Source organism: Streptomyces sp. NPDC006314 (assembly GCF_040613075.1).
Classification (GTDB): domain Bacteria; phylum Actinomycetota; class Actinomycetes; order Streptomycetales; family Streptomycetaceae; genus Streptomyces.
This window is the reverse complement of the sequence record NZ_JBEXRL010000029.1, coordinates 43,720-69,692: the sequence shown is the minus strand read 5'-3', so window position 1 is coordinate 69,692 and position 25,973 is coordinate 43,720. Positions and strand designations below refer to the sequence as shown.

Annotated in this window: 21 protein-coding genes and 3 pseudogenes; 10 read left to right on the top strand and 14 right to left on the bottom strand. The window is 70.9% G+C overall.

Annotated features, from left to right (window positions below; all coding sequences use genetic code 11):
- Window positions 1–124: 124 nt before the first annotated feature.
- A complete protein-coding gene (locus tag ABZ079_RS34050; protein WP_356943316.1) occupies window positions 125–661 on the top strand; it encodes an isochorismatase family cysteine hydrolase in 537 nt (178 codons plus the stop codon).
- A 162-nt stretch (window positions 662–823) separates the two neighbouring features.
- On the opposite strand, the gene ABZ079_RS34045 is transcribed toward ABZ079_RS34050, so the two are convergent.
- From ABZ079_RS34045 to ABZ079_RS34035, 3 genes and pseudogenes are all read right to left on the bottom strand, one after another.
- Window positions 824–3,007 carry an FUSC family protein gene (locus tag ABZ079_RS34045; protein ID WP_356943315.1) on the bottom strand — a complete coding sequence of 728 codons (2,184 nt, stop codon included), beginning with the start codon at window positions 3,005–3,007 and terminating at the stop codon, window positions 824–826.
- A 185-nt stretch (window positions 3,008–3,192) separates the two neighbouring features.
- Window positions 3,193–3,354: a hypothetical protein gene (locus ABZ079_RS34040; RefSeq protein WP_356943321.1), complete on the bottom strand. Its 162-nt coding sequence runs from the start codon at window positions 3,352–3,354 to the stop codon at window positions 3,193–3,195.
- Window positions 3,287–3,482 (bottom strand): annotated as a pseudogene (locus ABZ079_RS34035) (SAM-dependent methyltransferase); the annotation flags it as partial. The gene ABZ079_RS34040 and the pseudogene ABZ079_RS34035, both read right to left, overlap by 68 nt.
- A gap of 200 nt (window positions 3,483–3,682) precedes the next feature.
- Between ABZ079_RS34035 and ABZ079_RS34030 the strand changes: the two are divergent.
- The 3 genes from ABZ079_RS34030 to ABZ079_RS34020 all read left to right on the top strand — a co-directional run bounded on the left by ABZ079_RS34030 (window position 3,683) and on the right by ABZ079_RS34020 (window position 6,791).
- Window positions 3,683–4,336: a maleylpyruvate isomerase N-terminal domain-containing protein gene (locus tag ABZ079_RS34030; RefSeq protein ID WP_356943314.1), complete on the top strand. Its 654-nt coding sequence runs from the start codon at window positions 3,683–3,685 to the stop codon at window positions 4,334–4,336.
- 609 nt (window positions 4,337–4,945) lie between these two features.
- Window positions 4,946–5,545 carry a hypothetical protein gene (locus ABZ079_RS34025; RefSeq protein WP_356943313.1) on the top strand — a complete coding sequence of 200 codons (600 nt, stop codon included), beginning with the start codon at window positions 4,946–4,948 and terminating at the stop codon, window positions 5,543–5,545.
- Between the two features lie 259 nt (window positions 5,546–5,804).
- Window positions 5,805–6,791 carry an aldo/keto reductase gene (locus tag ABZ079_RS34020; protein ID WP_356943312.1) on the top strand — a complete coding sequence of 329 codons (987 nt, stop codon included), beginning with the start codon at window positions 5,805–5,807 and terminating at the stop codon, window positions 6,789–6,791.
- Between the two features lie 292 nt (window positions 6,792–7,083).
- Here the strand turns inward: ABZ079_RS34020 and ABZ079_RS34015 are convergent, their stop codons facing one another.
- Window positions 7,084–7,869, bottom strand: coding sequence for a restriction endonuclease (locus ABZ079_RS34015; protein ID WP_356943311.1), 786 nt, complete (start codon window positions 7,867–7,869; stop codon window positions 7,084–7,086).
- 341 nt (window positions 7,870–8,210) lie between these two features.
- On the opposite strand from ABZ079_RS34015, the pseudogene ABZ079_RS34010 reads away from it, so the two are divergent.
- Window positions 8,211–8,315 (top strand): annotated as a pseudogene (locus ABZ079_RS34010) (DNA starvation/stationary phase protection protein); the annotation flags it as partial.
- Between the two features lie 832 nt (window positions 8,316–9,147).
- Here the strand turns inward: ABZ079_RS34010 and ABZ079_RS34005 are convergent.
- The 4 genes and pseudogenes from ABZ079_RS34005 to ABZ079_RS33990 all read right to left on the bottom strand — a co-directional run bounded on the left by ABZ079_RS34005 (window position 9,148) and on the right by ABZ079_RS33990 (window position 13,000).
- Window positions 9,148–9,303, bottom strand: coding sequence for a DUF6131 family protein (locus ABZ079_RS34005; RefSeq protein ID WP_356943310.1), 156 nt, complete (start codon window positions 9,301–9,303; stop codon window positions 9,148–9,150).
- 238 nt (window positions 9,304–9,541) lie between these two features.
- Window positions 9,542–10,945, bottom strand: coding sequence for an MFS transporter (locus ABZ079_RS34000; protein WP_356943309.1), 1,404 nt, complete (start codon window positions 10,943–10,945; stop codon window positions 9,542–9,544).
- Between the two features lie 265 nt (window positions 10,946–11,210).
- Window positions 11,211–11,444: pseudogene (locus tag ABZ079_RS33995) on the bottom strand (DNA-binding protein); the annotation flags it as partial.
- 62 nt (window positions 11,445–11,506) lie between these two features.
- Window positions 11,507–13,000 carry a long-chain fatty acid--CoA ligase gene (locus tag ABZ079_RS33990; RefSeq protein WP_356943308.1) on the bottom strand — a complete coding sequence of 498 codons (1,494 nt, stop codon included), beginning with the start codon at window positions 12,998–13,000 and terminating at the stop codon, window positions 11,507–11,509.
- A gap of 160 nt (window positions 13,001–13,160) precedes the next feature.
- On the opposite strand from ABZ079_RS33990, the gene ABZ079_RS33985 reads away from it, so the two are divergent.
- Window positions 13,161–14,327: a helix-turn-helix domain-containing protein gene (locus ABZ079_RS33985; RefSeq protein ID WP_356943307.1), complete on the top strand. Its 1,167-nt coding sequence runs from the start codon at window positions 13,161–13,163 to the stop codon at window positions 14,325–14,327.
- A 163-nt stretch (window positions 14,328–14,490) separates the two neighbouring features.
- Here ABZ079_RS33985 and ABZ079_RS33980 read toward each other — a convergent pair whose 3' ends face one another.
- A complete protein-coding gene (locus tag ABZ079_RS33980; protein WP_356943306.1) occupies window positions 14,491–16,683 on the bottom strand; it encodes an MMPL family transporter in 2,193 nt (730 codons plus the stop codon).
- A 549-nt stretch (window positions 16,684–17,232) separates the two neighbouring features.
- Here ABZ079_RS33980 and ABZ079_RS33975 point away from each other — a divergent pair.
- Both ABZ079_RS33975 and ABZ079_RS33970 read left to right on the top strand, forming a co-directional pair.
- A complete protein-coding gene (locus ABZ079_RS33975) occupies window positions 17,233–18,189 on the top strand; it encodes a MerR family transcriptional regulator (protein ID WP_356943305.1) in 957 nt (318 codons plus the stop codon).
- A 91-nt stretch (window positions 18,190–18,280) separates the two neighbouring features.
- Complete coding sequence (locus ABZ079_RS33970; RefSeq protein WP_356943304.1) at window positions 18,281–18,925, top strand: FMN-binding negative transcriptional regulator; 645 nt, start codon at window positions 18,281–18,283, stop codon at window positions 18,923–18,925.
- Window positions 18,926–18,983: 58 nt separating this feature from the next.
- Here ABZ079_RS33970 and ABZ079_RS33965 read toward each other — a convergent pair whose 3' ends face one another.
- On the bottom strand, window positions 18,984–19,607 hold the full coding sequence (locus ABZ079_RS33965; RefSeq protein WP_356943303.1) for a histidine phosphatase family protein: 624 nt from the start codon (window positions 19,605–19,607) through the stop codon (window positions 18,984–18,986).
- Window positions 19,608–19,842: 235 nt separating this feature from the next.
- A complete protein-coding gene (locus ABZ079_RS33960) occupies window positions 19,843–20,721 on the bottom strand; it encodes a GNAT family N-acetyltransferase (protein ID WP_356943302.1) in 879 nt (292 codons plus the stop codon).
- 758 nt (window positions 20,722–21,479) lie between these two features.
- Between ABZ079_RS33960 and ABZ079_RS33955 the strand changes: the two genes are divergently transcribed.
- Window positions 21,480–22,142, top strand: coding sequence for a hypothetical protein (locus ABZ079_RS33955; RefSeq protein WP_356943301.1), 663 nt, complete (start codon window positions 21,480–21,482; stop codon window positions 22,140–22,142).
- Window positions 22,143–22,496: 354 nt separating this feature from the next.
- Here ABZ079_RS33955 and ABZ079_RS33950 read toward each other — a convergent pair whose 3' ends face one another.
- A complete protein-coding gene (locus ABZ079_RS33950) occupies window positions 22,497–23,123 on the bottom strand; it encodes a tetratricopeptide repeat protein (RefSeq protein WP_356943300.1) in 627 nt (208 codons plus the stop codon).
- Window positions 23,124–23,130: 7 nt separating this feature from the next.
- Window positions 23,131–23,709 carry a hypothetical protein gene (locus tag ABZ079_RS33945; RefSeq protein ID WP_356943299.1) on the bottom strand — a complete coding sequence of 193 codons (579 nt, stop codon included), beginning with the start codon at window positions 23,707–23,709 and terminating at the stop codon, window positions 23,131–23,133.
- A 213-nt stretch (window positions 23,710–23,922) separates the two neighbouring features.
- Here ABZ079_RS33945 and ABZ079_RS33940 point away from each other — a divergent pair, with 213 nt between their 5' ends.
- A complete protein-coding gene (locus tag ABZ079_RS33940; RefSeq protein WP_356943298.1) occupies window positions 23,923–24,906 on the top strand; it encodes a peptidase in 984 nt (327 codons plus the stop codon).
- On the opposite strand, the gene ABZ079_RS33935 is transcribed toward ABZ079_RS33940, so the two are convergent.
- On the bottom strand, window positions 24,903–25,646 hold the full coding sequence (locus ABZ079_RS33935; RefSeq protein ID WP_356943297.1) for an FAD binding domain-containing protein: 744 nt from the start codon (window positions 25,644–25,646) through the stop codon (window positions 24,903–24,905). The genes ABZ079_RS33940 and ABZ079_RS33935 overlap by 4 nt on opposite strands.
- Between the last annotated feature and the right edge of the window lie 327 nt (window positions 25,647–25,973).

Genomic DNA, 25,973 nt, shown 5'->3' with positions numbered 1-25,973 from the left:
CTACCGCGGCGGCTTCACCGCGGAGGACATCGGCCCGGAAGGGGGCCCTCCCCCTTCCGGCATCCCGCAGCCCCAGGGAAAGGACGCGAGTTGCCTGCCTGCCGATCGGTGGAACCCTGACACTATGAGCAAGACCGCGCTGATCGTCATCGACATGATCAATACGTACGACCACAAAGACGCCGAACTGCTGATCCCTTCGGTGGAATCGGTCGTACCGGTGGTGACCGAGCTGCTGCGGCGGGCGCGGCGGCACGACATTCCGGTGATCTACGTCAACGACAACTTCGGCGAGTGGCGCTCCCACCACGGCGAACTGCTGGACCGGGCTCTGGCGGGACCCCACGCGGGCTTCGTCGAGCCCCTCAAGCCCGACGCCGACTCCCTCTTCGTGCTCAAGGCCCGTCACTCCGTCTTCTTCGAGACTCCGCTGGCCTACCTGCTCCACCAGCAGGGGATCCAGCAGCTCGTGCTGTGTGGCCAGGTGACCGAGCAGTGCGTGCTCTACTCGGCCCTCGACGCTCATATCCGGCACCTCGAAGTGGTCGTCCCCAAGGACGCCGTGGCACACATCCACGACGACCTGGCCGAGGCGGCGCTGCGCATGATGGAGCGGAACATGGGCGCGCGCGTGTGCAGCAGCCGGGACCTGTGGGCATGAGCCCTCGCCACGACGGCGGCGCGTGTCCCCGGGGTGGTGCCCTGCGTGCGTACCGACCGTCCTCGGTCACCTGGTAGCGCACCGCGTTCTGTCCGAGACCACGCGGGCGGCGCGGGCGGTCGGGTGCCACGGCACGGCCTTCCGTCACCCGCGCGCCGGTGGTCAGCCGTGGGTCCGCCCCGGCTCGGCCTCGGGTGGCGGTCCCCCGTGGACGATCCGGGAAAGATCGGTCAGCAGGGAGTCCAGCCATGACACGGTCGCGTAGTACAGCCGCGGTGCGTCGGGCGGCTCCGTGCCGAACTCCGCGAGGGCCGCACCGGTCAGCCGCAACGGCGCGGCCGGGGTGCCGTCTCCGGGATCCAGGGCCGCCGAGACCAGCAGCATCCGCCCGGCCGTCCGCTCCCCCAGCCCGCCGACCGACTCGGCCGCCGCCGGTCCCAGCCCGCTCAGCGGCGGCTCCAGCAACCGTTGAGACCCCCACAGGGTGTGATGCCCGGCGATCAGCGTCGCCTGCCAGTCCACGCCGGACAGGGCCACACCGCGCCCGGTGCTCCCGAAGAGCGTCGGCTCACTCTGGTACTGCGCGTAAGCGGACTCCGCGAGGACGACCGCGCGCTGCAGCGACCGATGACCGGGCACTCCGGACGGGGCGGCCGCCCCCGCGCCGCCCCCCGCGACCGAGGCGCTGGTCGCCACCACGACCTCGGCTGCCCTGCGCAGGAGTCCCGCCGCCGCGTGGCGCAGCTCGTCGTGGGCCCCGCGGGGCCAGGCCAGCAGACCGAAGACGGCGCCGATCGCGCTGCCCACCAGCACGTCCAGCATCCTGATCTCCGCCAGCCGCCACGTCGGGGGCGCCAGCTGGGCGAAGACCAGCGCCACGAGCACGGTGAACAGGCCCTGGGCCCAGCCCACACCCCTGACCGGCCCCACCGTGAAGGCGGACAACATCCATACCGGCAGGACGACGGCGTACACCGCGGTGTGCGATCCCACCAGGGTCAGTATCCCGGCGGTCACCAGGGCCCCGGCCAGCGTGCCCGCGAGCGCCAGGCGGATGGTGCGCCAGGTCTCGCCCATGGTGGTCCGGATGAGAGTGAGCGTCGCCAGCATGGCCCAGAACCCGTGGGGCAGCGTGTCCACCCCGGCCACGAGCCGGGCCGCCGTCAGGGCCAGGGCGATGCGCACCGCGTTCTGGAAGAACACCGACCGGCGCCCGGCATGACCGCGCACGCGGTGCCACCACAGGATGGGGGCCCAGGTCGTGGCGTACCAGAAGCGGCCCGGCGGCACCTCCACCGAGGCGTGCCGGCCCTCTACCGCCAGATCGCCCGCCGTACTCATGGCCAGCGCGGCGTCGGCGATCTCCAGCACGGCCGCGTGACGGCGCAGTACGGCGGGCGGGAAGCCGGACCCAGCAGCGGCGCCGTCGGAGGAGACGGAGCCGGGCCCCGGTTCCGTGCCGTCGGAGGAGGCGGAGCCGCGCGGCCAGGAGGGGGCGGGGCCAGCGGACGAGGCCGAGAGGTGCGCGCGGGCCGTGACCAGCGCCTCGTGCGCCGCCACGGGGGATGTCCCCGCGCGCAGGCAGCTTTCGGTCGCCGTGGCCAGTCGCGCTACCGCGTGCAGTACGGCGGTCACGTCGGGGCCCGGGTCCTCTCCCGGCACGGTGGGCAGTTGCGCCAGCCGGCTGAGCAGGGTGCGGGTGGCGAGACCGGTGTGAGCGAGGGCGCGTTCGCGTGCCCCCGGACCCGCCGGACGCTCCGCCTCGGGCACGGTCAGGGGCCGCAGCGCCTGGCCGGCTTCCTGAGCCGCCCGGATGTCGGTCTCGGCGAGGGCATGCGGGGGTGCGGCGAGGAGCGCCGCGCAGTGGCCGGCGGTCCGCGCGGCCCGGGCGGCTCGCTCCCGGTACGGCGGCGGGGGTGGCTCGGGAAAGATCAGCGCCTCGGCGGCGACGAACAGGGCCAGCCCGGTGGTCGTCCCGATCAGCCGCTCGCCGAGCGAGCCGGGATCGTAGGGAGGGAAGGAGGGCAGGATGTAGAGAAGCTGCAGGCCGGGCGCCGCCCCCGCCGCACGGGGTCCGCCCACGGCGGCGAAGGCCAGCGCGAATCCGGTCACCAGCATGCCGAGGACCGCGCTCCACGTCCGCACCGACAGATAGGTGCCGACGACCACCAGCGCCCAGCACACGGGGAGCAGACGGGAGACCAGCGCGGCGCGCTGACGCGCGGTACCCGGGATCCTGGAGAGGCCGCCCAGTGCTACGACGGTGAACAAGGCGTAGGTCGCGGCCACGGGGCGGTCGAGGCCGTAGCGGAAGAGGTAGAACCCGGCTGCGGCGACCAGCGTCACGGGTACCGCCCGACGGCCCGCGGCGGCGTAGGCAGCCGGTATCCGGCCGGCTGGGACACCCCGCACCCCTACAGAATCCCCCACCACCGCGCACCCGGCACCTTCCCGGGCTGCCGGGGCGCACGCGGTCAGGGCCCGCGGTGCTCGTGCGCCGCCCGCTTCGGTTCCGGCCTAAGTCAACTAAGTCAACGGAGGGCGACGGCCAAGCTGACCAGGTACTGCTCCTGGACGGTCCCGTCCGGGAAGACCTCGGTCGGCAGGATGCGTTCCTCGGCCAGGAACGTGCGCGCCTCGGGCGTGGAGGAGGGCGGTCGCCAGTCCGGTACCGGCGCCGATGTCCGCGACACGGACGCCCGCGCGGACGTGCCGCGAGTTCCTCGACGGCATCGACCGACGCCGGCGGACAGGAAGGGCGGTTCGCGGCATACTCGGCGGCGGTCTTGTCGAACGAACGGGCCTGTGAAGTGATCGTCACGCGGCCGTCCTTGGCGGTGGCAAGGCGCCTGGGACAGCGATTTCTCGCCGCTTTCCCCCAGCATGAGGGTGCCGTTGGTACGTGCCTTCGCAGACGCCGTTGAAGGTGCCGTTGGCGAGGTGCGGCACCGTGCCTGCCGTACGGGCACGACCGTCCGAGTACGCTTGTCCGCCGTTCCGGTCCGGCATTACCGTGCCGGAGTGGATCTCTTCTCGCACTCCTGGACAGCGTTGCTCGAGGCGGTCGCCGGTACCCCGGACGACGACTTCGAGCAGCCGTCCGGCTGTACCGGCTGGCTCGTGCGGGACTTGGTGTGCCACCTGGTCATCGACGCCCAGGACGTCCTGATCACGCTGGTCACACCGGCCGACACCGCACCGACCGTGGACGCGATCACCTACTGGAAGCTCGTCGAACCCCCGACCGGCGAGGACCCGCTCGATGCGCTGATCCCCCGGCTGGCCACCGCGTACGGCGATCCTCGGTGGCTCAAGTTCCACTTGGACGACGTCGGTTCCGCCGCGGGCCGCGCCGCCGGACTCGCCGATCCCGACCTCTGTGTGAGCACCCGCGACGAGGTGCTGACCGTCGGTGACTACCTCTCCGCGTATGTGCTCGAATGGACCTTGCATCACCTCGACCTGATCGCGCATCTGCCGTCGGCCGCTGAGCCACCCGCCGAGACCCTCGCGGCGGCCCGCGCGTCGCTGGAGAAGATCGCCGGGGCCCGGTTCCCCGCCTCGTTCTCCGACAGTGACGCGCTCCTGATCGGCACCGGGCGTCGCCCACCGACCGATGCCGAGAAGACCGCGCTGGGCGCTCTGGCGGCGAAGCTCCCGCTCATCCTCGGTTGAGCGGTCGCCGACCGCGGCCGACGTCGTTGCTCACGGGCCCGGATGCGCTCGGGGCGTCGCCGCCGTTGTCGGCGGTCAGTGCGGGCAGTGGTCCGGAACGGCCGGCCAGGCTGACGAGGTAGCCCGGAAGGGACCCGTCCCCGTACGGGATCGAGACCTGTTCCGCGGGTGGGTCCAGACTCCGGTGGCCGAGGGCGACGGGCCCGCGCACGGGCCGGTGCGGCCGGGCGGGCGGGCTGCTCGACGTGCTGCCGCAGGAAGCGGTCGACGCAGTCGCGGTGGTCCAGGAGCACCGCGCCCAGATGTGCCTCGGATCCGGGACGCGTCGACGGCGACCAGGGCCGTACCGTAGGAGCCGGTGGCTCGCAGACACGCGTCGCGGGCGCTCACCGGGTGCCCGGGCCCCGCGCTCCGCTCGGCCTGTGCCCGGACCCGCCGAGCCAGCTGCTCCCGGACACACCGCCCCCCTCGCACGTCCGTACACCACCTTTCACCGCAGGGGCCGGCTGCGCGGTGCGCACACGGTGCGGCATGCGGCCGACGGCGGCCGACGGCATGATGGTGAGGAGGGGGTGGAGGGACAGTCGCTACATCTGATGGGAGACTGCCATGGCGCAGCAGTCGGCGACGAAGGCCCCGGACAAACAGCATGTCGGCACAGGCAGCGTGTTCCTCTCGTTCGCTCCCTGGATCATCTTCGGGGTGATCGCCAGCCCCAGCACCTGGGAGTACGCGGTTCTCGCCGCGCTGATCGCCTCGCTCGTGTTGTCGGGGCAGGACCTGCTCCGCAAAAAGCTCCGCGTCCTCGACGTGACCGGCATCGTGTTCTTCGCCGTGCTCTCGGTCCTCGCCCTGGCCCTGGACCGCGGGCAGCTCGACTGGGTCGAGAAGTACGCCCAGGTCATCTCCAACGGGCTGGTGGCCGTCGTGGCCCTCGGATCGCTGCTCTTCGACCCGTTCACCGCCCAGTACGCCCGGGAGTCGTCTCCTCGGAGCGTCTGGGACTCGCCCGTCTTCAAGCACATCAACCGGGTGCTCACAGCGCTGTGGGGCATGGCGTTCGCCCTGATGACGCTCTCGACCTGGCTGGCCATCCGTTACCCGTCCCAGAGCGACTGGTTCAACTGGGTCATCCCCGTCGTGCTGCTGGTGTGGGTGGTCAAGTTCACCCAGCGCTATCCGGAGTCGTACAAGGCACGCGTCACCTAGGGATGCCCGCGCACCTCGGCGGGCCCGGGTGCGGATCGCCGGTACTCCGGGGGTTCACCGGAAAGGCAGCCCCCACACACCCGGGCGCGCTGAGGAACCGCGAGAAGCCGGTCGCGGGTGGGGCCTGAAACGTGTGCTCGGGCGAGAAGGTCCCGAGGCCGGGCCGTCGTTTGACATGGAGTGCCGTCGTTTGACATGGAGTGCGCTCCAATGCCTAGCGTCCTGGGCGAACGGTTCCAAGAGCCCAGGAGGCACCAGCATGACCGACGTCCCCACCCGGCACCTAGGCGAACTGGCGGTCTCCGCGCAGGGTCTGGGGTGCATGGGCATGAGCCACGGCTACGGTGCCACGGACGACGCCCAGTCGATCGCGACGCTGCACCGCGCCCTCGAACTCGGGGTGACCTTCCTGGACACCTCCGACTTCTACGGCTTCGGGCACAACGAAGAGCTGATCGGACGAGCCGTCGCCGGGCGCCGCGACGAGGTGGTGCTCGCCACGAAGTTCGGCTTCGCCAACCGCCTGGGCGAACCCACCCGGATCCGTGGAGACGCCGCCTGGGTCCGGCAGGCGTGCGAGGCGTCGCTGCGGCGGCTCGGGGTCGACCACATCGACCTCTACTACCAGCACCGGGTCGATCCCCTGGTGCCGATCGAGGAGACCGTCGGCGCCATGGCCGAGCTGGTGCAGGCCGGGAAGGTCCGCTGTCTCGGGTTGTCGGAGGCCGGCGCGCACACCATCCGGCGGGCGCACGCGGTGCACCCGATCAGTGCGTTGCAGAGCGAGTGGTCGTTGTGGACCCGGGATCTGGAGGCGGAGATCGCGCCGGTCTGCCGGGAGTTGGACATCGGCCTGGTCCCGTTCTCCCCGCTCGGGCGCGGCTTCCTGACCGGCCGGTACAACTCGGTGGAGGGGCTCGCGGAGACCGATGTGCGGCGCAGTCAGCCGCGTTTCGCCGACGACAACCTCGAACGCAACCGGGCGATCGTCGCCAAGCTCGGCGAGCTGGCAGCGGCCAGGGGAGTCACCGCCGGTCAGCTCGCCCTGGCCTGGGTGCAGCACCGGGGAGACGACGTGGTGCCGATCCCCGGCACCCGGCGGCAGCGATACCTGGAGGAGAACCTCGAGGCTCTGGACGTCGAGTTGTCCGCCGAGGATCTCACAGCCATCGAGGCCGCCGCTCCGCCCGAGCAGGTCGCGGGCAGCCGCTACGACGCGACCAGCCTCACCTTCGTCAACCGCTGAGCCCGCTTCGGCGTCCGCGCTGCCGGGCCGGTTCGGGGGACCGGCTCACAGACCTCCCGGGCCCGGGTTTCGGCACCCGGGGCCCCGGAGCCGGCCGGGTCAGGCGAGGTCCGGGCGGAGGACCGCGCGCATCCCGCGCGGTTCGCCCTTCTCATCCGCGCTTGTACGTCGCCTGCCGCGCTCAGTGGGCGGACCTCGATGCTCCGCGGACGCAGGGCACTCTGACAGGAGGGTCGTTGATGCAGGCGGCGGCCTCGGCGAGTTCGTCGGGTGTCGCGTGCGAGATGGCTGCTCAGCAGGTGTCCGCGACTGCCATGTCCCAGGGCCCGGAGCCCGTGCCGTCGCACCACGCGTTCAGCTCCAGGCCGTTCACACACACGATCCCGCACTGCTGCGCGTACTCCAGGGCGGGCGCGGTGAAGTCGCTCGTCGTGACGACCGCTGCGACGTCGGCCCCGTGGACGGTGAAGCAGGTGCCGCCGAATCGCTGCATGTCCTGTGAGCCGACCTTGTTGCCGTCGCCGTAGCGCTTGCACTGGATGATCACCCGCCGTCCGTCCGGAGTGAAGGCCGTGACATCCGCTCCCAAGTCGCCTGCCCCGCCGACCACTTCGACCTCTCGGCAACCATCGCGCACACACAGGTCGGCTATGGCCTGCTCGAAACCGTCCGCGTCGAGTTCGGCACAGTCCACCGGCTGTTCGAGGACGGCGGTGACGTTCTCCTCCCCCGCACCGGTCCCAGCGGCGGACGGCATCGTACCGGCCGCGTGTGCGCTCCCCAGGCTGTCGGACGCGGTCTCTGCCGCCTCCTCCAGCGCCTCGGCGGCACGGCGCGCACATCTCGCGGCGGACAACCTCCGCCACCGGGTCCGGGACATGAGCACCACCGCGATGCCCATCACGACGAGCAACCCGGCCCAGACGGGGCGGCGTTCCACAATGCTCACCGCGATACGGGCCAGGAACGTCATGACGCACAGGATGATCGCCAGCAGGACGAAGAACAGGGTGGTCGTGCGCAGATCGAAGCGCCGATCGCGGTGCAGGTGCCGAACACGGCGTGCCGGTACGGTCATGCCGGACTTCCCTTCCGGAGGACGGCAACGAAGATCACTTCTGTCCACGTGCCCAAGAACGCTGACTTCACCGGTGGTTGACGCACCGTCGGCACCGCTGTGGTGAGCAATGCGTCGACGGGCATCAGGGCGCGCGCTGGCGGACAGGCCGGTCTGCCTGGAAGCATCTAGCGTCTCCCGGGTACGCACAGCACGGCACCGCAGGAGGCGGATGATGACCAGCGGCCCCACTCCCACGGGCAGCAGCCAGCCATGGCTGCATCAGAGGGCGAGGTGATCCAGGAGTGGCGCGGTGCGAAACCTTCTACCGGGGAACAGCCGACACCATCGCGAAACCGGGCGACGGCACGAACGATCTACTGGTCGAGCAGGTCATCTGGACCGGGGAGCTGCATGCGTGGTTCCCGGCCGAGCATCTCGTCGGCACACCGCTGGTCCGCGCCTGAGACGCGCATCGCCTCCCTGCCGGCCGGCCACATGTCCACGGGGCCGGAGGGCATGTGGCTCACGCGGCTCCGCGTCGTACGGTGACCCGGTGAAGAACGACGGACGCCTCCGCCGCCTCGTCGTCCAGAACGCCGTCGGTACTGGCCCGTCCGCCGGCGGGTGAGACCCGCCTACGCCGACTCCGGACCGCAGCCATCTCAACCTTCACGAGCCGGGAACAGTCCGGCGCCCGCCGTGGAGCTGTGGCAGGCTGACCGGAACGTCGAACTGGATGGCTGGCCCTTCTTCGCCGAGGTCGTGGGCTAACGGGCAGCCGAGCGGCTCAGCCGGTTGCCGCGGTCGGGGTGAGGCTCCCGGTACCGCGGCGCAGGCCTCCCGCACCGTTGTGGAGAGTGCGGCCGCATGGGGCTCCACGGAATCTGCGGCCCCTGGCGGCCTCCTCGAACCACGCCTAGGTCTGGTTCGGCCTCCTTGATGGCTGATGGCCGAGCCGGGTGCCGTCCTCGGCCGGGACGCGGCGGGAGTGACGGGGTACTGGACATGGTCGGCGGGCCACGTCCGTCGAGTCATACGAACGACCGGACGGTGACGGCGTCCTGGCCTCCGTCGGCCACGCGGGCGACAGGAACACTTCCCGCACGGCGTCCTCTACGGCGGCCAAGTCCGCCGCGACCGCCCGATCGTCGGCTTCCACCTGCTGGAATGTCACGGCCTCGCCCGTGACCCGACCTGGCTTGCGGAACAGGTCACCACTCGCGCGCTCGACCCGGGGACAACGTGGCGGGGCCCCTGGAACAAGGCCGCCGCCGGATTTCTACGAGGGGCGTCCGGTCACCAATAGTGCCGTCGGCCGGCGACCGCGTGCCCCATGGCACCCAGGATCCACAGAATGGCCCCGATCACCACCAGGATGATGCCGATGGTCCACAGGATCGACAGGCCCGTGAGGAACCCGATGATGAGCAGGATGATGCCGAGGGCGATCATGACGTGCCTCCTGGCGATAGCAATGCTCCTGTTCTCCGTGTGCCCCCAACCGACGCGGACGTGCATACGAATAAGCAAACTTTAAGGGCGACGGCTGAGCGGATTCAGGCAGGGCATTTCAGGCACAGTTGATGAACAAAGCAAGGAGATCAGGCACGCTTGCGCTGCTTTCCAAGGTAATGCGGATCAATATCCTTGATGTTCATGGGGCGAGATTGTCCAGAGATCGAGTCGCCCTTCAGGTGTTCCGTCGGCCGTCCCTGGGTCCCGACGCGAAGGCGACGGGCACCAGCAGGAGTCCGCAGGCGGCGACGAGGAGCCAGCCCGGGTGGGAGGCGCGGGCCAGCCCCGCGGGGCTCGTGCCCGCCACCAAACCGCCGGCGAGGGCGATGCCGAGCGCGGCGCCGAACTGGCGTGCCGTCGAGGTGATCGCTCCGGCCACGCCGGCCTGGGCGGGAGGCAGCCCGCTGACCGCGGTGTTGGTGATCGGGGCGTTGGCGAAACCGAACCCGATACCGATGAGCAGGTAGGCGAAGAGCAGCAGGGGCAGGCTCGTGTGCCGGTCGAGTCCGGTCAGGCACAGCGCGCCGGCCGTGATGAAGGAGCCCGCCAGCATCAGTGGTGTGCGTGGTCCGATACGGCCCACCAGGCGGCCGGACCAGGGTGCGCAGACGGTCGCGCCGACAGCCATGGGCAGGGTCGCCGCCCCGGCGGCCAGGGGCGTGAAACCCCGGGTGTGCTGCAGATAGAGGGTGCTGAGGAGCATCGTCGCGTTCAGCGCCACGAAGACCGCTACGGCGCCCGCGACCGCCCCGCTGAACACGGGGCTGCGGAAGAGGCGCAGGTCCATCAGTGGCTCGCGTCGCCGGGACTCCACCCGGACGAATCCGGCCGTCGCCACGCAGGCGAGTCCGGAGGCGGCCAGTGCCGCAGGTGCTGTCCAGCCGATGCGGGGGCCCTCGATGAGCACGCCGACCAGGACCCCGATGGCCACCGTCAGCAGGGCTTGCCCCGGAATGTCGAGCCGGCGCGCCCGCGGCGCCCGGGACTCGGGCACGAACAACGCGCTGAGTACGAGGGCGGCCACGATGACGGGAGCGTTGATCCAGAACAGCGCCCGCCAGCCGAGCCCGGCGACCAGGGCGCCGCCCGTGACCGGGCCGACGGCCATGCTGAGCCCGAAGACGGACGCCCAGATGCCGATCGCCTGCGCTCGCTCCCTCGGGTCGGGCATCGCGTTCACCACGATCGCGAGCGCCACGGGACTGAGCATCGACGCGCCGATCCCCTGAACCGCCCGGGCCGCGACGAGCGCGCCCACCGACGGAGCCCACGCGCAGAGCAGCGAGGCCGCGCCGAACACGGCCAGCCCGGACTGGAACACCCGTCGGCGCCCGAACCGGTCGGCGAGCGCACCTGAGGAGATCAGCAGGGCGGCCAGGACGATGGTGTAGGCGTCCACGGTCCATTCGAGACTGCGTGTTCCGACGCCTAGACCGTGCCCGATGGCGGGCAGTCCCACGTTGACGACGGTGGTGTCCAGGCCCACCAGGAACATACTCAGGCAGCAGACGGCCAGCACGGTCCAGCGTCTGCGGGTGCCCAGAACGGGCTGGGCTGGGTCAATCGTTGTCGCGGTCACGGTCCGCCTCTCACGTCCGGAAGTCCTGCCGGTCAGGCTCGGGCAGGACGACCACCACCGACCAGCGTTTTTGCGGGGACCGCAAAAACGCGGACCGCCGGTGCGCGAGCCCGAAGGCGAGATGGTCGCCGGCCCCGGTCGGGCTCGGTGCTCGTGATCCCCGAACTGCAACGGTGCCGGCGCCCTCAGCGGACTGTTCGAGAAGCAGCGCCGCCGCCCACCGCGCGCACCGTCACGGCCACGGCGAGGGAACGGCTTTCAGCGGCTACTCCTCCTCTTCCCTGCCGGCGTCCCGGCTGGCCAGGCGTTCGTATCGCTGCCTGGCGGCCTGCGGAGTGCCGAGGCCGAGTCCGAAGGCGATCTCGTGCCAGGTCATGCCGCGGCCGCGCGCCATCCGGAGGAGCGCGGCTTCCAGTTCGTCCATCTCCCCGCGGACCAGCGGCACCAGGCTCAGCGCGGCGGTGATGTCGGCGCGGTCCACCTCCGGTTCCCCGTCATCACCATCCGGCGTCAACGAGGCGTTGTGAACGGCTTGTTCATCTGCTCGCCTCCACCCGCCCCTCAGGGCAGCGGGGCGGCGATCTCGCGCTTGAGGATCTTTCCACTCGGGCCCATCGGCAGGGTGTCCGTCACCCATATCCGGCGCGGGTACTTGTAGGCGGCGACCCGGTCCCGGACGAACCGCTGGAGTTCCTCGGTGTCCGCGTCGGCGCCCGGCCGCAGGACGACCGCGGCCGCCACCTCCTCGCCGAGCCGCTCGTCCGGCACACCGAGGACCGCGGCGAGGGCGACCGCGGGGTGCTCGTGCAGGACCTCCTCGATCTCGCGCGGGTAGACGTTGTAGCCGCCGCGGATGATGAGGTCCTTTTTCCGGTCGACTATGTAGAGGTAGCCGTCCTCGTCCCGGCGGGCCAGATCGCCGGTGCGCAGCCAGCCGTCCGGGATGGCGGCGGCGGTGTCCTCGGGGCGGTTCCAGTAGCCCTTCATCAGGTTCGGTCCGCGTACGGCGAGTTCACCGACCTCACCGGGGGCGACGTCCCCGCCTGTGTCGTCGAGCAACCGCACCTCCACGTCGCGGATGGGGGTGCCGATCGACCCGGCCTTGCGGGGACGATCGGGGTGGTTGAAGGAGACGACCGGGCTGGTCTCCGACATGCCGAAACCTTCCAGCACCATGCAGTCGAAGCGCCGTTCGAAGCCGTGCAGAACCTCCACGGGCAGGGAGGCGCCGCCCGAGATGCACATGCGCAGGCTAGACACGTCGGTCGCGAGGGCGTCCGGGTGCTGGAGCAGTGCGGCGTACATCGTGGGCACGCCCTCGAAGACGGTGGCCCGGTCGCGGGCGATGGCGTCGAGGACGGTCTGCGGCTCGAAGCGCGGCACGAGGGTGAGCGACGCGCCGCTGCGCACGGCGACGTTCATCGTGCAGGTCTGGCCGAAGATGTGGAACAGCGGGAGGCATCCGACGATCACGTCCTCGGATGTCATCCGCTGGACTTCGGTGACGTTGACCTCGGTGTTGTGGCGGATCCCGGCGTGCGTGAGCGCGGCGCCCTTGGGGCGGCCGGTGGTGCCCGAGGTGTAGAGCAGTACGGCGATGTCGTCCCCGGCGGTGGCGGCCATGGCGTACCTCGGCTCCAAGCGCGCGAGTTCGGCGGCGAAGGCGGCGGGTTCGACCGTGAGGTGCCGTACTCCGGCGGCGGCGGCGCCCGCGGCGCCCTCACCGGGTGCCTGGTGCCACTCGAAGAGCAGTACGGCGCCGGAGTCCCGCAGGTGGTACTCCGTCTCGCGTCCCTTCAGCAGCGGGTTCATCGGTACGACGATCCCGCCGGCGCGCAGGACGGCGTAGTACAGGACGACGAACTCGGGCACGTTCGGCAGCATCAGCGCGACCCGGTCGCCGGCGCGGACGCCCTCGGTGTGCAGCAGGGCGGCGGCCTGGGCGCTGAGCCGGTCCAGCTCGGCGTAGGTGGTGGTCACCGTACCCAGCCGCAGTGCCGGGCGCTCGGGCAGTCGCCGCGCCGTGTCCACCAGGAATTCCGCCAGGTTGGCCATTCATGCCTCCTTGCATGCGTGCTGTCGGCGTTCACGAAGTCCCGTCGTCAACGCTCACGGCATGGTGACGTGCACGTTCGCGGGGGTCCATGGTGGTGCGGACAGTTCGGGCATGCCTGTGTTGTGTCTGGAGACAATCGAGCGGCCCTACGCTGCGGGTATGAGTCTGTCGAGTGTGGGGGCCGCTTTGCGTACGCGGCTTCCTGAGCTGGGTGAGCTGATGACGGAGCGCATCCGCGGGGAGGTCGAGTCGTACGCCGATGACGCTCTCATCTCCTTCTCCTCGCTCAGGGAGTCGTGCGAGGGGAACGCCGACCTGATCCTCGCGCGTTTCGCGTTCGGTGCCGGGCCCGACGTGGGGGCCGCGCAGCAGACGGGGCGCCTGCGCGCCGAGCAGGGTGTGCCCCTGGCGGACACCCTGCACGCCTACCGGGTCGGTTTCGAGTTCCTCTGGTCCCAGCTGGTCGACGAGGCCCGCAGACACCCGGACGTGACGGACGCCGAACTGGTGGCCGGCTCGTCGGAGATCTGGGCCCTGTTCGGCCGCTACGCGGAGGCCGTGGCGGCCGCCTATCGGGAAGCCAGCGCGGAGCTGGCGCTGCGACGGGAGGCACGCCGTTCGGCGCTGGCCGAGGCGCTGTTCACCGGCGCCCTCGCCGACCGTACGACGCCGTGGGAGGCGGCCGGGCAGCTCGGTCTGCCGGAGCGCGGCCCGTACGCCGTCGTGGCCGCGTCCGTGCCCGATCCCGGTCAGGAGCCGTTGCCCGGTATCGAGGCGGCATTGCGCCGGTCCGGGGTGCCGTCGGTCTGGCGGCTGCTTCCCGACCAGCAGATCGGTCTGGTCGCGCTCGCGCACCGCGACGCGGAGTCGGTGTGCCTGCGGGCGCTGCGCCGTCGGCGCGCGCGGGTCGGTGTGAGCCCCACGTTCGACACGCTGCGGGAGACACCCCAGGCACTGCGCTTCGCCCGGCTGGCCCTGACCGGACTGCCCGGCGGCGGGCCGGGAGTCACCCGCTTCGACGACAGCCCGCTGGCCATGCTGGTCGCGGCGGCCCCGGCGGAGGCGAGCCGCCTGGTCGAGGTGTCCCTGGGTCCCCTCCTCGCCCTGCCCTCGGCAGAGCGCGCCCGGCTGCTGCAGACGCTCGGTCACTGGTTCGCCTCGGGCGGTGTGGCCGCCGAGGCCGCGGAACGGCTCTTCGTCCATCCGAACACCGTGCGTTACCGTCTGCGCCGCGTGGAGGAGTTGACGGGGCGTTCACTCTCGGACCCGATCGCCCTCGCCGACCTCGGCGCCGCGCTGTACGCCCTGCGCCTGCTGCCCTCCTAGGCCGCTGCCCGGCCGGACGGAACGCTCAGGGCACGGAGTGCCCGGGGCAACGGAGATACGCGATGCTCCGCCGAAGCTGGCATGATCATGAGTGAGATCCTGGCATCCGCGGAGCGTTCCGCCGGGCCGCGTGGCCCGGCGGAACCGCCCCGGCACGCCGCCGCTAGCTGCGGCGGCCCGCCGGATCGCGGGCGACCGTGTCCCGGCCGTCACCGCCGGCCGGTCCGGCACCGTCGGTCGCGGTGCCCGCACCGACTGCCGTCGCCTGGGCCCGGTCGCCGTGCCCCGGCCACCACGCCGCGTGGCCGATCAGCGCGGTGAGGCTCGGGGTGAAGAACATCGCCATCACGAAGGCGGCGACCGCGATGCCGAAGGAGACCGCGAAACCCATCTCCGTGAGCAGCGAGTTGCCCGCGAGCATCATCGTGGCGAAGGTCGCCGCCAGGATGAAGCCGGCCGCTGCCACGGTCGGCCCGGCGTGCCGCAGCGCCATGCCGGCCGCCTCGCGGGGCTCGCGGCCCTCGCGGGCCTCCTCGCGGAGCCGGGCGATCATGAGGATGTTGTAGTCGGTGCCGATGGCGACCACGAAGAGATACATGATCACCGGGAGCATGAACATCAGGCCCGGGTGCCCCTGCCCCTCCTGGAAGATCCACACGGTGGCACCGAGGGTGGCGCCGAAGCCGAGGCCCACCGAGGCGATCAGGTACCACGGAGCGACCACGCTGCGCAGCAGCAGCCCCAGGATGACCATGATCAGGACGGCCGCGACGGGGAAGACGGTGCGGTAGTCGTGGTTGACCGCGGTGTCGATGTCCTTGTAGATCGAGGACATGCCACCGACGAGGGCCTCGGTGCCGTCCGGGGCGTCGGCGTGGGCGACGTCGCGCACCCGCTCCACCGCGTCGATCGCCTTGTCCGTCGACGCCTCGTACTTGAGCGTGACGGTGAAGTCCGCGGTGGTGCCGGCCTTGTTCACCTGGGCCAGACGGGCGTTCGCGACGCCGTCCACGGCCCCGAGTTTCCTCGCGTACGCGTCGAAGGCGGCCCTGTCCAGTTGCGTGCCGCCGGTGCTGGACAGATAGACGTCGGTGGGTGCCGCGGCGCCGGCCGAGTACGCCTTCTGCATCTCGTCCTGGACGACCATGGACTCCTTGGTCTTGGGCATGGAGCCCGACGCCAGATCGAACGTGGCGTTGAAACCCAGGGTGCCGAGCGACAGCACGATCAGGACGAGGCCGGACACCGCGGCCGTCAGCGCCGGGCGGCGCTGCACACCACGGCCGAGAGCGGCGAAACGGGCGTTCTCCGGCTCCTTCTGCCAGGACTTGGAGGGCCAGAACACCTTCGGTCCGATGAGGGAGACCACGGCCGGGATCAGGGTCAGACCCGCGATCAGGGTGGCGGCTACGGCGATGGCGAGCGCCGGGCCCATCTGCTTGAGGAAGCCGAGCGTGGACAGCACCAGCGCGAGGAAGGCGATGATGACCGCGCCCGCGGCCGAGGCGATGGCCTCGCCGACCCGGTCGACCGCGTTCACCATGGCCTGCTTCGGCTCGTCACCGGCGCGCAGCCGCTCGCGGTAACGGAACATCAGGAACAGGAAGTAGTCCGTGCCCACGCCGAACAGCACGACGATCAGGATGGACGAGATCGAGCTGTTGGCCTGGAGGTCGAACAGCTTGGTGGCGTACGCGATCAGCCCGTTGGCGATGGCGGACACCAGGCCGATCAGGACCAGGGGCAGCACCGCCAGGATAGGCGCCCGGAAGATGATCAGCAGTGTTACCAGGATGATCACAAAGGTGCCTACGCCGATCAGCGTCTGACCCCGCTTGGACGAATCCTCCTGGTCGAGGGCCTGTGCGGCGGAGCCGCCGAGCTTGACGTCGAGATGGGTGCCCTTGGCCAGGTCCTTGACGTCCTTGCGCAGCACCCTGGCCGCGTCGACCTGTTTGGGCTGGCCGGCGTTCCTGCTGTCCATCTGCACCAGGGTCAGGGCGTACCTGCCGTCCTTCGACGGCTGGCCGGGGACGACCTTCTGCACCTGGTCGATGTGCTTCTTGCCCAGCTCGGAGGTGATCCGGGCGACGTCCTGCTGGTCGGCGGCGGTCAGTTTGCCGCCGTCGGTGCGCTGGTACAGCGCGATCGCGGACGGGGTGAAGGCGCTGGGGAACGCCTTCACCTGGAGATCCGCCGCTTTGATCGACTCGTAACTCCTGGGGAGGAAACTGCTCTCGTCGCTGTTCGAGGGCAGACTCGGAGCGGTGGCCACGATCGCCACCGCGGCGATCAGCCAGGCCACGATCGTCCAGACGGGATGTCGGACGACGGCCTTGCCTATTCGTCGGAACATGCGGAAGGTCCTCCTGGGGCAGGAAGATCACCGCAGCCCGGGGAGCGGTCCCTGGCATCGGCGACCCCGACCGGCACGCGCGGAACGAACCGGCCGCTTGGTTGTCTTGGCCTGACGTGGAAGTGACCAGGCATCAAGCTCGTTCCCGTTGACGGCCGTTGCCATGTGCCGACCGGGAGGGAGACAGACGGCAGGATCCGGCCAGGTCCCGCACCTCTGCCGAAACGACCGCCCCGTCCGCGCCGTTCACCGGCAGATGCGGGGCGGGCGGGCCCGGATGCCCTTCGGGCAGGCGTGTCTTCTCCGCCTCGGGACGGGCCGCGTTCAGGCCCACCTCCACGTGCACGAACGCGGTCCCGCCGCTCGCGCCGCCGCCGACGTACGTGCCCACCGGTCGCGGCAGCGTCTTGCACACGCCCGTCGACCGGATCCCTCAGGGGGCTCATGAAGCCCACGCCCGGCGAACGCGCAGCTCACACCGCGGCCGCCGGATCGGCGCTTGACCTTGCCCCAGAGGGCAGGGTTTAGCGTACGAGCGAGGTGAACGGCATGAGGATCAGTGAGCTCGCACGTCAGGCCGGCGTGACGACGAAGGCGGTGCGGTACTACGAGGGGCTGGGGTTGATCACACCCGAGCGCCTCGCCAACGGCTACCGGAACTACACCGAGGACGACGTACGCCTGGTGCGGGAGATCAGGGCCCTGTACCGGCTGGGGATCCCCGTCGAGCGCACCCGGCCCTTCCTGGAGTGCCTGGCGGCGGGAAGCCCGCACGCCGACGACTGCCCCGCCGCCCTTGCGAGCTATCGCGAGGCCATCGACGAACTCACCGGGCGGATCGAGGCCCTGACCGCCCGCCGTGCGACCCTGATCGCCAACCTCGACGCGGCCGCCCAGCGGGGCAGCACCGTCGCGCCACCCGAGGAGACGGCAACCGCGGGCGAGGACTACCTGACCCTGCCCGCGGACCTGCCCGCCCCCGAGGACGACGGCGCCGCGGACCACCTGCCGGGCACCCGGGTGCCGCCGGTCATCCTGACCGACACGGCGAGCAGAGCGATCAGCCTGGGCGCACTCGGGCCCCGCCGCACGGTGATCTACGTCTACCCCCTCACCGGCCGCCCCGGAACCGACCTGCCCGAGGGCTGGAACTCCATTCCCGGCGCCCGCGGTTGCACACTCGAGTCGTGCGGTTTCCGCGACCACTTCCAGGACCTTCTCGAAGCCGGCGCCGGCCGCGTCTACGGACTGTCCAGCCAGGACACCGACTACCAGAACGAGGTCGTGGAACGGCTCGGGCTGCCCTTCGACATGCTCTCCGACCCCGCGTTCGGCCTGGCCGACACCCTCGGCCTGCCCACGTTCCAGGCCGGCGGGGCCAGGCTGTTCAAGCGGCTGACCCTCGTCATCCGCGACAGCGTGATCGAGCACGCCTTCTACCCGGTCTTCCCGCCGAACGAACACGCCCAGCAGGTCCTGGCATGGCTGCGCGAGAACCCGCTGTAGGGCCACAGCAAGGACCGACGACTCCCGGATCTCCCTGCCGAGAGACCCACAGACATACCTTAGTCACTTTTGCCCGAAAGGCTGACTGCCCATGTACGTGCCCAAGCACTTCGCGCCCGACGAGGCCGCCGTCCATGACCTGCTGGCCCACCACGGCGCCTCCGACCTGATCACCATGACTCCGCATGGTCTGCTGGCCACGCTGCTGCCCTTCGAGTATGACCCGGACGCAGGTGAGCACGGCGCGTTGATCGGGCACATGGCCCGCGGCAACAGCCAGTGGCGCGAGCCGGTGCAGGGCGAGGCCCTGGTGATCGTCCGGGGGCCCGAGGCATACGTCACCCCGTCGTGGTACGCGACGAAGGCCGAGCATCACCAGGTGGTGCCGACGTGGAACTACGTGATCGCGCACGTCTACGGGGAGCTTGTCGTGCACGATGACCCGGCGTGGATCAAAGCTCAGATGCGCCGCCTGACCGACCGGCACGAAGCCGCCAACGCCGTGCCCTGGTCCGTCGACCAGGCCCCCGCCCCGTACCTCGAGAAGCGGCTGCGCGGCGTCGTGGGCGTCGAAGTGGTCATCCACCGTGTCGAGGCGAAGTTCAAGCTCAGCCAGAACCAGCCGCGGCAGAACATCGAGGGGGTGGTCACGGGCCTCGAGGCCCGCGGGCGGAGTCATGATGCCGCGTTGGCCGCCGCCGTCCGTGCCCACAGCCCGCACCCATCCACGTCCTGACGGCCGCCGTAGCGGCTCTCCGGCGTGCGGCGGCCGGTCGTCCCGTGTGTCCGGGCCCTCAGGCGCGCAGCTCGGGCGGGAAGCCGGTCCAGCGGAGTTCGGGGGGAAGGTGCCCCATGTCGTTGTGGAAGAGGACGGAGGGAGCGCGGTCGGGTGCGTAGCGGATGACGGTCAAGGAGGCGTTGCCGTGGTTGAGTCCCATCCAGCGCCAGGCCGGTGCGTCCAGGGCGTCCCGGACGAGCCAGGCGACGAGGAAGTTGTGGGTGACGATCAGCTCGTGCCGGGGTTCGTCGCCACTGACCGGCCCGGTGAACCGGGCGAGAGCCCTTCGAGCCAGCCCCGGCCCGTTCTCGCGCTCCTCGGCCGGGAACTGGTCAAGCCGGGCGAGCAGAGTGTCGGCGAATTCCGAAGGCAGTTCTTCTCTTGCCGGCAGGTGGGGAAGGTAGTCACCGGCCAGCTCCGAGGACTGCACCGGAACGTCGTCCAGCTGGTCGCCGATCAGCCGCGCGGTCTGCTCCGCCCGCGGCAACGGGCCGTGGTAAATGGCCGAGAGAGGGCTGTGGCGAAGCCGTTCACCCAGGAGTTCCGCCTGACGGCGGCCGATGTCCGTCAGCTCGGTCTCATCCGGCGAAGCCTCTCCGTGCCGTGCCAGGTACAGGTAGCGAGGGGCTGGTCCAGCCATGTGCGGGACTCTTTCCTCCGTCAGTGTTCACGATCTTGCGGGTGATCGGGAAGACGCTGCCGTTCCCTGGCCGGTTCCCTCCGGCGGACGGAGCGCGCGGTCCGGCCTGTCCCGCAGCAGGAGATGACGACTGAGTGGGTCCTTCTCTCACTGCACCCTGCGTGGAAGAAGCACAGCCGGGTCCCGGCGGTGAAAGTCCTCCGACGGCGTGGTGCCGGCTGGGCCCGTCACCTTCCTAGCCGGCTTCCGGCGCGGCATACGCGAAGTCGTACGCGGCCCAGTCGGTGATCGGGCGGTATCCGATGCGCTGGTAGAGGGCGTTGCTGGTGGGGTTGGCCGCGTTCGTGAACAGTACGACCTCCTTGGCGCCTGCGGCGAGCGCGGCCCGGCTCACCTCGACCGTCACTGCGCCCGCGTAGCCGCGACCGCGTAGGTGGGCCGGGGTGTAGACGGGGTCCACCCGGGCCTGGCCGCCGACCATCGGGTTCACACCCGCCATGGAGACGGGCGTGCCGTCCGGGGTCTCCCAGAAGGTATAGCGTTTCTCGGCGAAGCGTGTGTCGGCCCAGGAGTCGGCGTCGATGGAGACGACTTCCCCGACGTCCGCGGCGAACTCACGGCACCAGCGCATGAGGTGCTCATGGTCCCGTTCGCCGACGGGCCGGCCCTGACCCGCCGGGACCGGCTCCGGCGGGGTGAGCGTGCCGAGGCGGTACAGGTGGAGCCGAACGCGGAGCGTCGGCGTCGCGCCCGTCTGCCGCTGCCAGGCCTCGGCGAAAGCAGTGGCGGTACGGTGGTCCGCGCTGATCGAGCGAAGGGAGTGTCCGGGAGCGACCAGGCAGGCGGCGAGGGTGTCGGCCTGCTCAGGAGTCAGAGGGGTGACGCCCAGGCCGCCGGACGGTAAGCGGTAGAGGGTGGCGCCGACCTCGCCCGCTCGCTCCAGCCAGCCCACGACGGTGGGTTCGCCGCCGTGTGCGTCCGCCCCGCGTGTTCGCAGTTTCTCGAGCACTGTCAGCTGCATGTTGTGCAGGGCGGGGCGCGAGCGCAGGAAGTCTCCGGCGCGGGCGAGGAAGTCGTCGATGTCTTCGGTGAGGTGCCAGGCCTCCGGGCGCATCCTTCATGTTCCCGTACGCACGCGACTCCGGGGAACCCCTGCCCCGAAGACGAGTCGTCGTCCTGCACCGAACCGCTGTGACCACGCGCGCTCACACGGGAGTTGTTCTCGTCCTGCGGTTGGTGTCGAGACTCCTGCGGGTCATGCGCCGGGTCATCATGGTGATGAGTGCCCAGTTCAGGTGGGCCGGTCGGCCATGTCTGTCATGGTACGCCCGCACCCTCATCGGTCCGGGCCCGCAGGCGCTCCTCGACACCTTGCGTGCCCGATGCCCCGCCGACGGAGCTGCCGGCGTACCCCCGCTGGACCGTGCAAAACGTTGCCGCACATGTGCTCGACGACTACCCCGGCCGCCTCGGCCGGGTGCTGCCGCACGCCCGCGCGCCACGGCAGCGCCCTTCGGGACACACACAGGCGGCTGCCGGGGCATCGGCCCTGCCTCGGCCCCGACCCGCGTCCAGGGTGACCAGCGGCTTGTCCCGGCCGCGTCTCGGATCGTGTCCGTCGTCCACTGAGGACTCCTCGTGATCGTCCGGCACCCATGACGCCCGGCTCGACGAGGCCTGTTCCAGAGCCGGACATGGGGTGACAGCTCCGTGAACTGGGCCAAGGCGGGACTCATGTGAGCTGAACCAGGTGGAAACAGGTCTACCGGCCCGTATGATCCAGGTATCGGGCACCCCGCAGTACCCCACTCCTGCTCCCTGCACGCCGCGACCGGCCGCCGGGAGCGCACCACGGTTACGAATGGAGGACAGATGCCTGAGCACACCGCGTCCGTCACCGAACTGACGTCGCACTACGTCAACCAGGTGGCCGGCGACCTGGAACAGAACGTCAAGCAACAGGAACGCATCACGGCCGAGATCACGGCCCTGCAGGAGCAGTTGGCCACGCTGCAGCGCGATCACACCGTCCTGGTGAACATGCAGCAGGCGCTCGGCATCGCGGCATCGGTCGGCACGCCAACCGCCGAGCCCGAGAGCCCGGTTGTGCCCTCCCCGCGGAAGAAGTCCGCCGCCGAGCCCGCCAAGCGCCGTACGGCCAAGGCGGCGACGGGGGAACAGTCCCAGACCAAGAAGCGGTCCGCCAAGAAGACCGTGGCCAAGCCCGCGGCCAAGCCCGCGGCCAAGAAGGCACCTGCCAACACGGCCCAGCCCACGCTCGTCGAACTCGTCCGCGGTCACCTGGCGGAACAGAGGGAACCCCGCTCCGCGGCGGAAGTCGCCGAGGCGCTGGGCCAGGACCACCCCGATCGGGAGATCCAGACCAAGGTCGTGCGCACCACTCTGGAGAACCTTGTGGCCAGGAACGGTGCGCAGCGCACCAAGCAGGGCTCCTCCGTCTTCTACACGGTCCCCAACTCCCCGGAGTCGGCGGCCGCGAGCGAGGACCAGGCAGAGCAAGCCGCCGCCGGTTAGGCCGAGACGTGCCGGGCGGCATGTCCGGACCCGAGCCGAGATCGTGGCGTTCGGAGCCGTTTCCGAGGTGACCGCCCGGCCGTTCTCGCGAGGCCGGGGCAGTCGGCGACGCGGACGGCATCGACTCGACGGTGAGGCGTCACTGCTCGGTTCACGGGGCGAGCGGCCCCGTCGCCGGCCGACCGCCGAGACCGCGGGCCAGTTCCCGCGCACACTCCTGGTGCCGGCGGTGCTGGATGAGCCGGGCGACGCTGATCGCCTCGTCCTCGAAGAGCCGGTGCGGGTACGGAGGTGGTGTGCCGCGGCGACGGACTCCTGGGTCATGTCCGGGCCTTCGAGGTGACGGTCGATGTGTCACGGATACGCGGCACCTATGTGTTCGCGCGCGCTGCCGGCGATACCGGTTCCACTCCGCTCCGCCACCAGCGTGCCGAGCAGGTCCACCACACTCACCGCGAGCGGCCCGCTGACGGCCGGCGGGTGGGAGTGCCAGCCGACCAGCGTCGCGAAGAACGGGGTGAGGATCGCGCCGAGCTCCTCCGTGGCCGCGATGGGTGTCGCCGTGAGCCCGCGGAGGTGTTCGTCGGGCAGGCCAGCGTGTGCCCGGCGCAGGTGCACGACGCGGTTGGCGCACGGCTCCGGGAACTTCACGATGTACGGGGGTGCGACGCCGTGGACCACCAGGGTTTTCCGCGTCGACGGCGGCGTGGCGGCCGTCCGGCAGGATGCTCTGCCATGCCCGCCACCCGGATGTGGACCACATTCCGGGTCGGCACCGGGGCTGAGCGCGACGCCTCGCGTGAAGGTCTCACGTGCCTCCACCGGGCGTCCGGCCGCGAGGAGGGTTTCGCCGAGCACGACGAGGTAGCGGCTCTCCAAGGCGGTGTTGCCCCGGATGTGGCACAGGTCGATGGAGGTGCGGAGGTGATCGACCGCTTCCTCCCAGCGGCCGAGGCGCGCGTAGGTGCGGCCGAGGCCCACGAGCGCGCTACGCGCTACCCCGGGTGAATTCGGCGATGTGCGGTTCTACGCGGTCACCGGCCTCCTCCAGTTGGTCCAGGGTCTCCTGGCAGGCGCCGAGCGCCTCTTCGTTCAGCCCGGCCTTCTGCAGGTCGTAGGCGCGTTGGAGGAGGGCCTGGAGCGTGCCGTGCGGGTCCCCTGCGACGTGGAACAGCGCAATGGCCCGCTTGTCGTGGTCGGACGACAACGTGCCCTCGCCCAGGAAGCAGTGGGCCCAGCCGGCGTACTGATGCGCCCACGCCTCCTGGACGGGGTCACCGGCGAGTCGTGCGGCGGCGAGGGCCCGGGCGGAGTACTGGAAGCTGTCGCGGGGCCTGCCCTGGCACAGCAGCGCGGCCCAGGCGTAGTAGTCCAGCTGGGTCGCTTCCAGCAGCGGGTCGCCGAGAGCTTCGGCGGAGCGGGCAGCGGTGCCGAAGACCTCGGGCCAGTGGCCCCAGAAGATCCACTGGCCGGAGTACCAGTGGAGAGGGCCTCGGCCACCTCGACGGCGGTGGTCCTTGAGGACCGGTTTGAGACGGGGATCGACACGGATGCCGTTGGAACCCACCGGGCGTTGCCGCCGGTTCCGGCCTGACCGCCGTCTACCCGGCGGCGGGAAAGGCTTGACGCGCCGGGTTCCCCGGCCGGGAAAGACCTGACGCGATCCTGACAAAGCAAGATTTCCGTGGCACGCTGCCTCACGCACGTCTATCCGCACCGCTCTTCGTTCCCCCACCCTGCCCGGACCCGACCGGTCCTGGCACGGCAGAAGGAGACCTGCGTGAGACGCCATCGCACTGCCGCGGGCATTCTGTTGGCCGTAGGAGCCCTGTTCACAGGCGGCCTTGCCGGGGCCGGCGCCGCCGACGCGGCGCCCGCCGAAACGACTTCCGGGCCGTCGGTGGCGGCCCATACCGCCTCCACCGCCGAACAACACGGAGCCCGCACCTTCTGGACCCCTGAGCGGATGCGCAGCGCCACTCCCCTCGATCTGCTGCTGACCCCGCGGGCCGCCAAGCGCCTGAAGACCCCCGAGCCCACCGGCCGGTCGACGACCGTCGAGCCCACCGCTGCCCCCGCCTCCTTCCCGCAGGCCGGTGGCGCGTGGACCGGGGGCGGTGCCGTCGTCACGACCTCGGGGCGGGTGTTCTTCACCTTCCAAGGACGGACCGCGTCCTGTACCGGCAACGCCGTGACGAGCCAGAACGCCAGCACCGTCATCACCGCCGGGCACTGCGTGAAGTACCAGGGCAACTGGCACACCAACTGGGTCTTCGTACCCGCCTACGCCAACGGCAACGCGCCGTACGGCCAGTGGAGCGCGGCCAGGACGCTCACGACCCCGCAGTGGGAAGCGAGCGAGGACATCAACTACGACGTCGGCGCCGCGGTCGTCGCCCCCCTGAACGGCCGGACGCTCACCTCGGTCGTCGGCGCGCAGGGCATCCAGTTCAACGGCGGCTACAACAAGCAGATGTACTCCTTCGGCTTCCCGGCCGCGTCGCCGTACGACGGCACGAAGCTGATCTACTGCAGCGGCAACAGCTCGAAGGACTTCCTGTTCTCGCAGGACCACAGCCTGGCCTGCAACATGACGGGCGGCTCCAGCGGCGGCCCCTGGTTCACCGGATTCGGCGAGGCCACCGGCACCGGCCTGCAGGTCTCCGTGAACAGCTTCGGCTACTCGTTCCTGCCGAACCGGATGTTCGGCCCGTACTTCGGCGACGTGGTCAAGTCCCTGTACGAAAAAGCCCAGACGTCCTAGTCGGGCAGCCGGGGGCTGTCCCGGTTGCCGCGACCCTCCAGAAGACCGGTGACCTGCGGGCCGACGACCTCCCACGCGGCGGCCGGCAGGTCACCGAGTGCCGTCCCCCGCAACGCGTGCAGGACCTGCCCGGCGTCGGTGTCACAGGGGGTGCCACCGCTGAGCACGTCGTAGCCGTCGCGGACGGCGACCAGAAGGCGGTCGCCTGCTCCGTCGTCGGCGTGCAGCGCCGAGGCGACGACGAGCGGCGGCTCCCCGCCTGCTTCGGCCGGCAGCTTGCGGTACGCGGAGGCGATCGGCGCACGCCACCGGAGGCCGAGCAGCGTGGGGCGCTTGGCCACCACTTCGGCCAGGTCCGTCTCGTGCACGCCGTCGGAGTCCAGTACCGCCGCCCGGGCGTCCAGCACCAGCGCCGCGGGCAGCAGACAGCGCAGTGTGCTGCCGACGAGGTTCCCGCCGACCGTCGCCGTCCGCCGCACGGCGCCGGTGCCCACCGTGGCGGCCGCCAGGCGCAGTACGTCGGGCACCCGGTCGTCGATCCGGTTCAGGACCACGGCGGCCCCCACGGCCTCCCGACCGATGACGTTGGCCTCCGGCAACTCACGGAAGGACACCGACAGTTCGGGGAAGCCGTCGCGTTGCCAGGTGGCCCACACGAGGGTCGCCCCGCCGATCGGCACAGCGCCCGCGGCCAGGCACTCCTGCGCTTCTGACACGGATGTGGGCAGACGCAACAGCACAGCGGCCGACCTGCCTTTCTGAAGAGTTGGGCGATGGACGGGGACGGTGCGTCGGCCACCGCCTCACCGGCAGTCGCAGTCTTCTCGCACAGGCAGGGGCGCGTCCAGGGCTCACACGCGCACGCCGTGCGCCCTCGCCGGCGCCACAGACCACTGTGCGGGCTCCGGCGTGGCCCACCACCGGGGTACCGCGTGCCGCCCGCTCCGGTCCAGGGGCGGCTAGTGGCCGTGACGGTTCGCGTGCCCGCCGGCCTGGTCCCACTCCTGGGCACGGCCTGCTCGGCGAGCACCGGCAGGCGCCCGGTCGCACCGCCCAATCCGCTGCGC